Annotated in this window: 9 protein-coding genes; 2 read left to right on the top strand and 7 right to left on the bottom strand. The window is 34.9% G+C overall.

The window, feature by feature from the left end; translation table 11 throughout:
- Nucleotides 1–44: 44 nt before the first annotated feature.
- The 7 genes from HNS38_RS12015 to HNS38_RS11985 form a co-directional block, all read right to left on the bottom strand.
- Nucleotides 45–1,274, bottom strand: coding sequence for a hypothetical protein (locus HNS38_RS12015; protein WP_172281829.1), 1,230 nt, complete (start codon nt 1,272–1,274; stop codon nt 45–47).
- 114 nt (nt 1,275–1,388) lie between these two features.
- Complete coding sequence (locus tag HNS38_RS12010; protein ID WP_172281827.1) at nt 1,389–4,838, bottom strand: C25 family cysteine peptidase; 3,450 nt, start codon at nt 4,836–4,838, stop codon at nt 1,389–1,391.
- Between the two features lie 233 nt (nt 4,839–5,071).
- On the bottom strand, nt 5,072–7,327 hold the full coding sequence (locus tag HNS38_RS12005) for a bifunctional (p)ppGpp synthetase/guanosine-3',5'-bis(diphosphate) 3'-pyrophosphohydrolase (protein WP_172281825.1): 2,256 nt from the start codon (nt 7,325–7,327) through the stop codon (nt 5,072–5,074).
- Between the two features lie 105 nt (nt 7,328–7,432).
- Nucleotides 7,433–7,819 carry a ribonuclease P protein component gene (gene rnpA, locus HNS38_RS12000; protein WP_172281823.1) on the bottom strand — a complete coding sequence of 129 codons (387 nt, stop codon included), beginning with the start codon at nt 7,817–7,819 and terminating at the stop codon, nt 7,433–7,435.
- Between the two features lie 16 nt (nt 7,820–7,835).
- Nucleotides 7,836–8,579 carry a uroporphyrinogen-III synthase gene (locus HNS38_RS11995; protein ID WP_172281821.1) on the bottom strand — a complete coding sequence of 248 codons (744 nt, stop codon included), beginning with the start codon at nt 8,577–8,579 and terminating at the stop codon, nt 7,836–7,838.
- 33 nt (nt 8,580–8,612) lie between these two features.
- A complete protein-coding gene (locus HNS38_RS11990) occupies nt 8,613–9,386 on the bottom strand; it encodes a DUF4271 domain-containing protein (protein ID WP_172281819.1) in 774 nt (257 codons plus the stop codon).
- 117 nt (nt 9,387–9,503) lie between these two features.
- Nucleotides 9,504–10,406 carry a DUF3078 domain-containing protein gene (locus tag HNS38_RS11985; RefSeq protein ID WP_172281817.1) on the bottom strand — a complete coding sequence of 301 codons (903 nt, stop codon included), beginning with the start codon at nt 10,404–10,406 and terminating at the stop codon, nt 9,504–9,506.
- A 286-nt stretch (nt 10,407–10,692) separates the two neighbouring features.
- Between HNS38_RS11985 and HNS38_RS11980 the strand changes: the two genes are divergently transcribed.
- Nucleotides 10,693–11,706 carry a beta-ketoacyl-ACP synthase III gene (locus HNS38_RS11980; protein ID WP_172281815.1) on the top strand — a complete coding sequence of 338 codons (1,014 nt, stop codon included), beginning with the start codon at nt 10,693–10,695 and terminating at the stop codon, nt 11,704–11,706.
- A 355-nt stretch (nt 11,707–12,061) separates the two neighbouring features.
- On the top strand, nt 12,062–13,534 hold the full coding sequence (locus HNS38_RS11975; protein ID WP_172281813.1) for a TolC family protein: 1,473 nt from the start codon (nt 12,062–12,064) through the stop codon (nt 13,532–13,534).
- The last annotated feature ends 23 nt before the right edge of the window (nt 13,535–13,557 follow it).

The raw sequence follows: 13,557 nt of genomic DNA, 5'->3' as shown, positions 1-13,557 counted from the left end.
CCCCACAAATGAAGAGCCAAATCTATATATTTATCATTTAAATCTCAAAATCGATATCCTAAAAGAAAAATATTTTTATTCGTCCAGGAAGATAAATTCATATAATAGGAAATCCCTTGAGAAATCTGGTATCTATATTCCACTGAGAAGCTTTTCCACATTACACCTGCACCTAAGGCACCACCAAAACTCCAACTCCTTACATCCTCAATAGCCAGACCTTCTTTCACCGTATTATTAAACTTATTCTCGACTTTTGAATAATTAGTAGTCCCAATTACAAAGGAGTTTAACACCCCAACATTAGCAAATAAACTTACCTTTCCTACAGTTTGCTTATAACGGAACATATTGACTAGAATCAAATTTGAAGAACCAATTTCCACATACTCTTTAGAATACCTGTCTTCATAGCTATTATTAGTTTCATAGCTAGTATATGCTAGTTCATTATATAAGGAGACCTTTCCCTTACTCCTGCTAAAAATAATCTCAAAAAACCCACCAGCATAAATATTAGACGATTTAGGAAATGGCAAACGAGTTAATAATTCATTTGTTCCATCAAACTTAACTTGAGTAATACTTAAACCAGCGATGAGACCATAGGAAAAAGCAGGTTTTTCTGCCTTAGTTATTAAAGCAGGTTTGTTTTCTGTGCATTGCTTATAATAATTTTCAAACACCCTTTCTAAACTTTCTCTAGTATAGTTTGCTTTAGATATTGATGAGCCTAACTTTTTACATTCACTTAGATAATAAGTCAATTGTCCTCTAAATTTTGTGTTTTCAATAATGACATTTTTTTGATCTATTTCTTTTAAGAATCGTTTATAAGTGAGCAAAATAAAATCATTATCCATTTTAATATAAAAGTTTTCATATCCTAATTCGTCCTTTAAATAATACAAACTTTTTTCGCCTTGAAGGATAACTAACAAGAATACTTTTTGTTTATCAATTTTTAATTCTGAATCAAACTTTAGTGCTGAAGTTGATCTTGCAGAAATTTCCACTTCCACTTCCGCATTAACATATAACTCCTCATGAACTTTAAAGGACTTTATTTCACCTGTACTATATATAACTTCTTCGGAATCTTCAGAAGATTTAAATTTAAAATGATTAGGATTGGTATTCCAATTTCTATAATCAATGAAGCCAGCAATCGTATCACCCTGATTATCTATTATATATGCAGATTCAAAATTTTGTTGGGAATAGATACTAACCGAAATGAATACAGAGATAATAAAACTAAAATACTTTTTCATAATTGGGTTTTAGATTAAAAATAAATGTTCGCAAATATAAAACTACTTATGTATATAGCAAATAAAAAAATAGCCCTCCATAAATGAAGAGCTATTTCAATATATTTTATTGATTTACAATTTAATAAACTGAATGGTAGATACTTTGTTCTTACTCGTTAATACCAAAGTATAGGTACCTGAAGCTAATTCACTTAAGCTTAACTCTATTTGCTGTTCACCTACAGTATATGACTCACTAGAAATTTGGCTTGCTTTACCAAGAGGATCAATCAACTGAATACTGATCACTTGAGCTTCTAAATTTTCAAACTGTAAATAAGCGGTTTCCATCACTGGATTTGGATAAAAATCTAATGAGATTTCTTGTCCAAGTTGTGCTACATTATTAATCAAGCCTAAAGCAGGAAATACAATATAATCTACCCAAGCTTTATCGTCTCCATTTGAAGCAGAACCATCTTTAGTATAATTCCAAGAGAAACTATGAGAACCTGCCGTTATGAGATAAGCTTTTCTGGTCCAGGCTTCTTCGCCAGACCATTTGTCCATTTCGTTTTCATCGATTAAAAATCTAAGGAAATCATAATTGCCCTCGGAGGATACTTTATAATAGAAACTAATGCTATCATTATTTAAAACATCCACTTCGAGCATCATATCACTTGATTGATTATGAGAGATAGTTCCTGATCCTACACAATGATCTCCTTCATAGGGGTTTGTGGTAGTAATACTCCAAGGAGCATCTCCAGATGTTTCCCATTCATATTGGTCAAAACCTGCAGTTTCCCAATCTTCCACCTGTAATCCTATTGTGAAATAATAAGACATATAGGTGCCATATTCACCAGCATCCACATCCATCATTAGATGTGCAATATCACCAACTTGAGCACTTGCAGAAACTGAGATTTCAAAACTAAGCTCGGCTTCTTCGGCAGAAGCTAAGGCATCATGGCTTTGTGTTCCATTATTGATCGTTATAAAATCGCTATCGCTGGTCAATACATTATTAAGATTTGGCGATAATGAAGAACCTGTGTTAGCAACAGCTACACTAAAGATTACAGTTTCTCCTGGGTCAAGTCTTCCGTTATTGTTTCCGGCTTCATCGTTGAGGCTGAAAGATGTAATTTCGAAAGCAGGTGCATGGGCTATAATGGTCATTTGAGTTTCCCAAGTTCCATTATCACCAATAAATTCCAAATCAAAAACCACAGGAGTGCCATTTTCAATATCATTGGAAACAGTAATTTCAAATGCAGCTTCTAATTCTACAGTCGAATTACCAGCGATATCGCCAAATGTTGCTGAGGTATTATTGAGAGTAATATTATCATTAGAACAAGACATATTGGCTACAATACTCTCTGCAGCTATAGCACCTACATTTTCTAGACTCATGTTTAGCGAAACAGTTTCTCCATAATCTAACATTCCATTATTATTTCCAGAAGCATCCTCTATTTCGCAGCCAGCAAAAACCACATAGGCACCTTCGGCAGGAATGATTTGAACTTCGAAGGACTGAGGAAGTAAATTATAACCTGTTACCCAAAGTGTGGCAGCTCCTACATTGGTAAAAACAGGGTCTATTTCCATTTCTAGCATGCCTGTATCTGGGAAATCAGAAGTCCCATAAATATTGTCATCCATAATTAATGTTGCATTCATTGCATAAGGAACATCTCCAGACGCTGTTGAAACTTCAATATTAAATGTTTCTTGACCAATCGCAATTGTTGAAGGACTAGTAATATATACTTCTCTAGGCTCTGCAGTCCAGATACCCATAGCAGGATCCCCTAAAACATTACAATCGTAGAAACACCAACGGAGGGCTCCCTCTTCATGCTGACCTGCAGCGTTTACCCAAGGTGCTGTTTCAAATTTAGAAAGCATATGAGCCATTCCAATTCTATATTCACGCTCATGATAAAGTGCATTTACAAATTCTCGATGTATATGTGCCGATGGTCCTTCAGTTTGTCCTTCGTTAAACCAACCATAACGAGAGTTTCCTACGAAAGCAGCTGCAAAATTGTCAATTTTAACCATTTGTTCAGCTATACAATCGCTAGCATCGAAACTACCACAAATACAACCATGGGTATATATATTGGTGAATTGATTATCGACTCCATTGGCACCAGAGAAAGCGCTATTGGTGATATCACTGGTATAGTATTTCATTACGGTGTTCTCGTTGGCGTGTCCAACATGGTGAACAAAGTTTTTACCTTGGTTGATTTCGTTGGTAAGATCGGTAGAAGACCAAGTAGATTCCTCATCATATAATTTAGTAAAAGTATTAGTTGTAGGGATTCCTGTGGTTTCGTATCCATTTTCATTTTGATAACCAATCATCAATTCTAAATAATCAGATCCCCAAGTGATAGGATTATCATATAAATGTTCTCCAGCCATCATGGGATGTGCTAGGTTACCTAAAACAGGATTGCTTTGATAATTGGTGGTTTTATTGAGCATGCTAGCCAATTCAGTGGTATTGGAGAATGAAAAACGAGCTACGGCTACTTCTGGTAATAAATCATCTTCTCCAATCTCTCCCCATTTACCATCCCCATCAGCATTCCAGTTTCCATCTAAAGCAGAATAATACAAATCGGATGGGATGTTATCATCTTCATAAACAGAGGAAGACTGAACGGAGCAATAAAATCCACGATAAGGAATATGCTCCACATCACCACCAAGCATCACATAAGTTACATTATTTGCTATATATTCTTGAATGATATAGTTTCTGATTTTCTCTTGTGCATCTTGCCCATCCATTTCAGCTAGAACTTCTTCTTTGCTTTTTACTATAGTTTTCATTCCTCTGACAAGGTAATGATAAACCAAAGCATCAAACTCACTAACAAACTCCTCTGGAGTAATAATGAGATAATCGTAATCGGTAGATTTAGAGGAGGCTATTTGAGGATAAGTTTTCAAGCTTTCTGGATTCTCTATAAATTCCGAAACCAGCTGATTTTTGGTGGAGTTCAGGAGTTGAAGAGCAGCTTGAGCCTTTTCAGTACTTTTAGTTTTGATCACCAAGCTCACTTGTCGGTAGTAATTAATTTCTCCAGATTTGGCATGATAAACAAAAGGAGTATAATTTACAGTCCCTATTCCATGACCAGCCCAAAACTGAGTATTATGAGTTTGGTTTCCTATTATTGGATAGGCTTCATTTGATTGATAAATGTTTTCATCTTTTGCAAACTCACCCGATTTTCCTTTACTAATGGGCTGTGCATATTGCTTTGGCATTAACTGATAGTTTCCAGCCATGGTCACCAAATCATTACCAATAAATTCTACGGATTCTATTTCCTCACCTGGAGGTAATACGAAATTGGCTGCAAACCATGGCAATAATGGTTGTCCGATAACTGCAGTATTCAAAGCTCCATTAGCATCAATCATATAGTAATTACCTGAAGTGGCTCTTACTTGAAAATCATTAAAGAAATAGGTTTTCTCAATGGTTTCGGCATGAATTTGAATGGCAAGAAACAAAATCATGATAAAGGATAAAGTTTTTTTCATTTTAGGAATGTGTGTGTTTATAATAGCATACGATGCCTTTTTTGAGACATATATGTGACTCCCACAAAATTAGAAAAGTTGTTTATCCGATGAAATGATATTATTTATTTAGGGGTATTCTAAATAAAAGAGTACTTAGAGTTCGTTGAGTTCGTTGAGTTCGTTGAGTTGTAATGCACTACGGAGCTAATCTTCGAAAGACTCAGGGTCCTTTAGCTAGTGAGATAAAAAACCTAATGAAATTCCTGAATACTATCTATTCTTTCTACTTTTTCTACCCCTCGCAATTCCTTAATATTCCTCATGAGTTTGATGAGACTTTTGGTATCGTTAATATAAAGCGTAATGGTTCCGTCAGCATAATTGGCACTGGTGGTAAAGTGAATAGATCGCATATTGATACCATAATTATCAGAAATCACATTGGTGATATTACTCACCAAACCTTGAGAATCGGACCCTGTAATATGAATACCTGCTAGGAATCCTACTCGTTCACCAAAATTCCACTTGGCTTTAATAATTTGCTTTCCGTAAGTAGACATTAAACCTATAGCTTCAGGACAATTGGTTCTATGGATAGCAATGGGTTTCTTGTTAATATTAATCCCAATGACGTCATCTCCAGGAATAGGATTACAACAGTCAGCTATGATATACTTCAGGTCTTTCCCCTTGGCATTCTTATCGAGCATCAGCTTCTCAGGGTTCTTCTGAATAGCCTCAGTAATAGACTCCTCCAAAGTTTGTGGTCCGGTAGTTCTATTGGTCAAAAAGGAAGGAAGGACTCTTTGCCACAATGACTTTTCATTCTTTTGAAGACATTGCTTGATCTCTGCTTCTGCTACCTTTCCAGTAACAACGTTATGAAAGAAATTGAGTTTAGATTGGCAACCCAAGCACTTCATCAATTTTTGTAATGCTTCTTTATTATACTCTGCATTTTGGTTTTTAAATAAGCCTTCAATAATTTCTTCACCCTGTTTTCTATTGGCTTTCTTTAATTCCTTAAGAGAGTTTTTAATCTGATTTTTGGCTTTAGATGTAATCACCCAATCGAGCCAAGCTTCTTGGGGAGAATGGTTATCAGAACTAATAATCTTAACAATATCACCAGGCTTTAAATTATGGTTAAGAGCGGTGATTTTTCCGTTTACCTCAGCAGCCATACAGGTATTTCCCAAATCGGTATGAATTGCATAGGCGAAATCGATGGGTGTACTGTCCTGAGGTAACTTTTTCATATCTCCTCGTGGTGTAAAAACCATTATTTCTTTTGCAAAAAGGTTAAGCTTGAATTCCGACATAAAATCCATGGCATCTATGTCATTCTTTACTAACATCTCTCTCACTTTAGCCATCCACTCATCTAGACCACTTTCCACCTTATTCACATCCGATTTATACTTCCAATGGGCAGCATAACCTTTCTCGGCAATCTCGTCCATTCTCGTGGTTCTAATTTGAACCTCTACCCATTTTCCTGTTTTGCTCATCACTGTAGTGTGCAAGCTCTCATAACCATTTTCTTTGGGAGTGGAAATCCAATCCCGGAAGCGATCCTCATTTGGAAAATAATAGTCGGTGATAATAGAATAAACCATCAAGCAATCCTTCTTCTCATTTTCCGGTTTTGAATTGATGATGATTCTGATAGCAAAAATATCATAGATCTCACTAAAAGGAACTTTCTTGGTTTGCATCTTCTTCCAAATAGAAAAAGAGGATTTCTCTCGATCTAGAATTTTGTAATCGTATTTGGCCTTATTGAGTTCAATTTTAATAGGAGTTAAGAAGGTTTTAATAAACCTTTTTCTCTCATCCTCTGTCTCTTTCATGTTCTCCACAATCATATCGTAGGCCTGAGGATCAGTATACTTAAAAGAAAGATCTTCAAGTTCCGTCTTTAGAGCATATAAGCCTAACCTATGAGCTAAAGGAGCAAAAAGGTAATTGGTTTCGGATGCAATTTTCAGCTGCTTTTCATGAGGCATACTGTCCAATGTCCGCATATTATGCAAACGGTCGGCCATCTTAACCAAAATCACTCTGACATCTTCGGAAAGGGTAAGAATAAGTCTCTTAAAGTTCTCAGCTTGCTCCGATTCCACATTACTCTTACGCAACATACCTTTGATTTTGGTGAGGCCACTCACAATCATGGCTACTTTATCACCAAATAAGGCTTTAATATCTTCTATGGTATAATCGGTATCTTCTACCACATCGTGGAGGAGGGCACTCACGATGCTTTTGGTACCTAATCCCAATTGTTCTACGCAAATTAATGCCACATTTAGAGGATGCAAAATATAAGGCTCACCACTACGACGGCGCATTCCTTTATGCGCTTCGTTGGCAACATTAAAGGCTTTCCGGATAATTTTAGCATCGCTTTTATCATCTTTTTTGGTCAGTCGCATTCTTAAAATCCTGCGATAAAGCCTTAGTATTTCTTGTTTTTCTAGTTCCTCATCAATTATATACATATGCAGCGGTTTATGTAGTACACAAAGATAGCCAAAGATTCAAGAATTTGGTATGGTTGGTCATGGAAATATTTGTTAAGCAAAACTTACTTAAAAACAATTGATCTAGATTTTTTGCATCTTTTCAGTGAGGGAAGCAATCGCTATTTTAATTCTATCCTCCATCTGCTGATATTTTATATTTGGTTTTCCAACAAATATAAAGACTAACGCTAATTTCCTATCTTCCTTCAATAGAATTTCATGCAGTGGATGTTTATTTTTTCGATAGGTTTCCCTAAATAATCGCTTAATATGGTTTCTACCCACCGCAGTTTTTATTCGCTTTTTACTCACACTTATCATATACTGAGCAGGATGATTTTCATCTAAATCAACGACTTTATAAAGTATTTTAAATGGATAAGTGAACTCAGATTTACCTGACTCAAACAAAAGCCTGATCAGCTTCTTGCTTTTCAGGCTTTCAGTTATAGGCAATGTATTTTTCATGAAAACAAGTTTTCACTTATGAATTCTTTTGAATATACTCTTCAAGGGCCATTGTCATAGATGGTGCTGTTTTTGTAGGTGCTTTAATATCCAGTCTTAGGCCAGCATCTAGTACTGCTTGAGCAGTTGTTGGTCCAAAGCATGCAATGATAGTTTTTCCTTGCTCATAATTAGGGAAATTCTTATGCAACGAATTTACTCCTGTAGGGCTAAAGAAAACCAACATATCATAGCTATTGATATCTAGATCAGTTAAATCACTAGCTAATGTTTGATAAATTACAGCTTTACTAAATTTGAGCTTGTGTTCATCCATTATGCTAGGTAAATCTTGCTTATAGTCATCTGAGCAAGGCAATAGGAAGTTCTCGGATTTATGTTTTTGAATAATTTCAAAAACACCAGCAAAGTTTCCTCTCCCATAAAAAATCTTTCTCTTTCTATAGGTTACATATTTTTGAAGATAATAAGCAATTGCCTCAGAAACACAAAAGTATTTCATGGTATCTGGAATCTCCAATCGCATATCTTTTGCCATTCTAAAATAATGATCAATGGCATTTCTACTAGTAAAAATGACCGCAGTATGCTCTAAAAGATGAACTTTGTCTTTTCTAAAGTCTACAGCATTCACTCCTTCAATCGTAATGAATTTTCTAAAATCAATATTCACCTTGTGCTTTTTGGCCAAAAGGTAATAAGGCGATTTTTCGACATCAGCCGGCTTGGGCTGAGATATGAGTACATTTTTTATTTTCAAGGCGATTAATTTTTGTGTTAAACCTATATCTTCTTACTGATTATTTATAAGCCATTTACACGCCCACAGAATCGGTAAAATTTCGAGGCTGCAAAGGTATAAAAATATATATGATTTAGAAAATTGGCTTTGATTATATCCAATGATCACCCCCCTTAATAACCTAAAAAGCCAAAACAGAAGCAATATAGCAAGTGAGAACCAAAGAAAGAAAACCATTTGACTATAAACAAAAATCACGATAAATGGAAGCTGAAAAAGACCTGAAATACCAAGCATATATAGATGATCAGAAAAATAGGACTGGAAAGTCTTTCTGCTATTAAAGAGCAATGAGATTATTTTTTCTAAAAAAACTTTTAAAATAAATAAAACACTGATTATAAAGGCAAATACCAGAAATAAATAGTCTAAATCGAGCTGTAAATAATTAGGATTTATAAAGAAATAGACATAATAGGCATAAACAATTGATGAAATGGGTGTCAATATATAGCCTGTATTTTGGGTTAGTTTTTCAAAACTGACTTGATCGAGACTTTCTATCTTAAAAAGGCCTTTAAAGGCTTCAGAAAAATTAAAATTAAACAAAAATCGAACAACAATTAAATAAATCACAATCCCAAGAAAAGTTAAGCTGAGCCAATCAGTACTATAGGAACCTTCAACAGCTTTATTGAGATTTTGAGGAGTGATTTGTCCTTCAAAAGTATCAAAAACACTGATACTCTCTTGCGAAACACTATCAAGTGAATAAGCTAGAGAATCTTCAATAGACATAGTTAATATAGCAATGGAATCCTTCAATTATTATTTTTTTGCAAAATTATCAATTCTTCAATTAATGTGACTTAAGAGTGTAAATAAAAAAACGACTTTGGAAATGGTGTTCCAAAATCGTTTTTATCAGTACTTGAAATAAAATTAGAACTTAATCCCTAGTCCTAAACCAAACATTTCTTTAAACTGTGTTCTAGGCCCAAGTGGATTTCCACTTTTATCGTTAATCACAATGTTATCATCATAGATTAAGCCAGTAGTTAATTTCGCAGATAACCAAGAGTTCACAGCCATATCGATAATGACGTCCCATCTTACGATAATATTTTCTGGCTTATATAAATAATCACTAAATAGTTCAAGTGTAGTTTCAAGATTAACATTTTTAGCAATATCCTTTTTAAATGCAGCTTTAAGATTAAATCCAAACTGTGTCTTCATCATTTCACCATCTTTAATTTTCATCCCAGCCGTATCATATTCTGCTGCAGTAACACCATAAGCCCCTTCATCCGCTAAGCGCTGGTCGTTAACAACTACAAACTGAACTGTTGCAGGGCTCATAAAAACAGTAAAGTACTCCACTGGCTTATAGGTAAAACCAGGACCAAATCCTATATAACCAGGAGCCATAAACTTAGAAACATATACCGAGTCATTATCTCCATCGAAACCTTCAGCAAACTGAGTTTTGATAAAAGCATTAAAACTGGCATCCCAATTTTTACAAATTTTATACCCATATAATGAGCTCAAATCAATTTTATCTTCAGTCTTTTTATAATCGTCTTGTAAATATTGAAGACCATAACCCATGATAAATTTGTTTTTCCAAGAGCTCCTACCATCATCATAAGTAACATCATAATTAAAAAGAGTAACTCCAGAAACAGAGTTATCACCCCCGGCAGCCCAATTTGTGAAATTCACTTGATTAAAATTAACAGAAAAGTCACCACCGCGTGTCCATTTACTTGTAGTATCATTTTGAGCAAAAAGAGACAAGCTCAAAATTGATAAAATAATAATTGAATAAAATTTTCTCATTTCGATTTTCATTTGAAAGATTTATGGTTATGCCTCCTAACAAGGAAGCGAAAGGAAATGGAGTTTAAATAAAATTGATGCATATTCACAAATCCAAATAACCAGTTTTTTGATATAATTTTGTTTTTCGTGGCAAAAATAAACATTTTGAGTTCCTAAGCTTTGTTTTGTGCAATTTTCCTTACCATTTTGGAAAAAACAATCAAAATATTCGAAAAAACTAATAAATAATTTTGTCAGTTAAAATAAAAATAGCAATTTGGCGCCCTGAAAAAAACCAGGCAATATGTCAAAGATAAATGCTGCAATTACCGGAATATCAACGTATGTTCCAGAATACATTTTAACCAATGACGAGTTATCTACCATTGTTGACACCAATAATGAGTGGATTATGTCCCGAACAGGGATTAAGAAGAGACATATTTTAAAAGGTGAAGGAAAAGGAACTTCAGATTTAGGAGCACCTGCTGTACTTCAACTTTTAGAAAAAACAAACACTAAAGCAGAAGATATTGATCTTCTTATCTGCACTACTGTGACCCCCGATATGCAATTCCCTTCTACCGCAAATATTATTTGTGATAAAGTTGGACTAAAGAATGCTTTTAGTTTTGATTTAAATGCGGCTTGTAGTGGTTTCATTTTTGGTCTACAAACTGCTCGTAGCTACATTTTGAGTGGTTTATATAAAAAAGTAGTAGTAGTTGGTGCTGATAAAATGTCCTCGATAGTAGATTATACCGATCGCACAACCTGTGTTTTATTTGGTGATGGTGCTGGAGCAGTACTGATTGAACCAACCACTGAGGATTTTGGAATTATAGATGCCGATCTCCATTCTGATGGTGCCGGAAGAATTCACTTACATCAAAAAGCAGGAGGCTCTGTTAAGCCTGCTAGTCACGAAACCGTTGATGCTCGTGAACATTTTATCTACCAAGAAGGTCAGGCGGTGTTTAAGTCTGCTGTTTCTAACATGGCCGATGTTTCTGTTAATATCATGGAGAAACATAATATTAAACCTGAAGATTTAGCTTGGCTGGTTCCTCATCAAGCCAATTTAAGAATAATTGATGCTACTGCTCGTCGTATGGGTATCAGTCCAAAACAAGTAATGGTGAATATTCAAGACTATGGTAACACTACTGATGCTACTATCCCTCTTTGTTTACACCAATGGGAAAGCCAACTGAAAAAAGGTGACAATATCATCCTTTCAGCATTCGGTGGTGGTTTTACTTGGGGAGCTATTTACATGAAGTGGGCCTATGATGGTGCTGCTGTTGCTGATAAATAAAGAAACTTTTTTTGTTTTCATGGTAAGTCGCTCTTTTGGGCGGCTTTTTTTATGCCTGAAAAATCCTAAACTTAAAAATCAAAAGAATCAACTCAATTAATCCGCTTGATTTTGTACTCTTTTTTATATTAATCATTCAAGCCAGACCCAAAAATGATTTTTTTCTCCTATAATACTATTATTAAACCAGAAAAGTCTTATATTTACAATAATAAATATTTTTTTACACCACCATACAACACTCATTACATGTGTTTTATATGACTATAAAATTATTTTTTTGTTCTATTTCACATTTTTAGTACAAATAGTTTATAAAAATACTATTTTTGCGCCCACAAATAAAGTATACTATATGTTTCAATACGGAAAAACAAAACCAAATATACCTTGGCCACATCTAATTATCTTGATGGTAATAATGAGCTTTCCCACCTCAGTAAAATCTCAAAACATTAGCCTTACGGATGCCATAGCTTATGGCATACAACATAACGAAGAGATTTTGCGTCAGAAGGAAGTCGTATTTCAAAAACAATATGAACACGCTGCCATGAAGGGAAATTTCCTTCCAAAGATTACCGCAGCTGGAGGCTATACCTACCTTAGCGAAAACATGCAAATCAATATGGAACAAGTGAAAGGCTCCTTAGATGATGTATTATCAAAATATGGAGTGGCTGTAGCAAACGAAATAATTCCTATTGAAACCTCTCCAGAATTTCAACAAGGATTATATAATTCTATCAATAGCAGTTTAAGCAAATTACCTGCCTACAATATTGAGATTGACAATCAACATATGCCTACTGCCAATATTGTAGCCACACAGCCTATTTTTATGGGCGGAAAAATTATTGCTGGAACCAAATTTGCCAAGGCAGAATCTAATGAAGCCAGTTATGAGCTAATTAAGGTGAGTAATGAAGTCACACAAACCATTATCAAAAGATATTTAGCTGTTGTTTTATTACAAGATGTTGTGGAAACACGTGCAAATGTTCTAGAAGGAATGAAAGAACATCGTAACGAAGCTGAAAAAGCCATTGAAATTGGTGTGGTTCCGCCTCATGTTTTATTAAGAGCTGATGTGGCCGTTGCCGATGCCAAAAGAAAAATGAAGGACGATGAGAACAATCTTCAATTGGCATTATTAGCCCTCAAATCGGAAATGGGTATGAAGGAAGATACAGTATTAGTCATCAGTGACAAAATGAAGTATCACATGAATGCTATCGCCTTGGATTCCTCCTTACAAGACGCTTATGAGGCCCAACCCATCTTTGGTATCTTAGAACAAAAGAGAATCATGGTTCGCCAGAACTATAATGTAAAACGCTCCGAAATACTACCAAAGGTTGTTGCTTGGGGAGAATATGGTTTCTTTAGAGAAGAGCTCCCTATTATTCAACCACCAGTGATGCTAGGTATTCAAGTAAAGATGAACCTGTTTAACGGCTTAAAGAATATTAATGAAATGAAAGCCGCCAAACATTTAGAGATGGAGGTAGATTATGCTGAGGATTATGCCAGAAACCAAATCAAACTTTGGGTGAATAAATCTTATATCAACATATTAAATAGTCAAAGCAAATACCAAGAAATGCAAGCGGTAATCGCCATGGCAGAGGAAAATTTAAGAGTCAACGAAAAGCGATTCACTGAAGGCCTAACAGCTAGCCTTGATGTTTTAGATGCTCGTTTGCTACTTGAAGGCGAATTGGTAGAGGAACTCGTTAGCTTGTACGACTATTATAACGCATTGGCAGATTTTTACACTGCCACTGCACAACCAGAGAAAATATTAGAAATCTTTAATCAGAATTAAATTTTATTCGCTCCTCTGAGTCA

The sequence above is a fragment of the Lentimicrobium sp. L6 genome (assembly GCF_013166655.1).
GTDB lineage: Bacteria > Bacteroidota > Bacteroidia > Bacteroidales > UBA12170 > UBA12170.
Note: the sequence above shows the minus strand (reverse complement) of the source record. Positions and strands in the feature narration are given on the sequence as shown.

Bases quoted from the DNA above. Each gene is read 5' to 3' on its own strand.
- HNS38_RS12010 (WP_172281827.1), bottom strand. From the start codon at position 4,838: ATGAAAAAAACTTTATCCTTTATCATGATTTTGTTTCTTGCCATTCAA.
- HNS38_RS11980 (WP_172281815.1), top strand. From the start codon at position 10,693: ATGTCAAAGATAAATGCTGCAATTACCGGAATATCAACGTATGTTCCA.
- HNS38_RS11985 (WP_172281817.1), bottom strand. From the start codon at position 10,406: ATGAGAAAATTTTATTCAATTATTATTTTATCAATTTTGAGCTTGTCT.
- HNS38_RS11975 (WP_172281813.1), top strand. From the start codon at position 12,062: ATGTTTCAATACGGAAAAACAAAACCAAATATACCTTGGCCACATCTA.
- HNS38_RS12005 (WP_172281825.1), bottom strand. From the start codon at position 7,327: ATGTATATAATTGATGAGGAACTAGAAAAACAAGAAATACTAAGGCTT.
- rnpA (WP_172281823.1), bottom strand. From the start codon at position 7,819: ATGAAAAATACATTGCCTATAACTGAAAGCCTGAAAAGCAAGAAGCTG.
- HNS38_RS12015 (WP_172281829.1), bottom strand. From the start codon at position 1,274: ATGAAAAAGTATTTTAGTTTTATTATCTCTGTATTCATTTCGGTTAGT.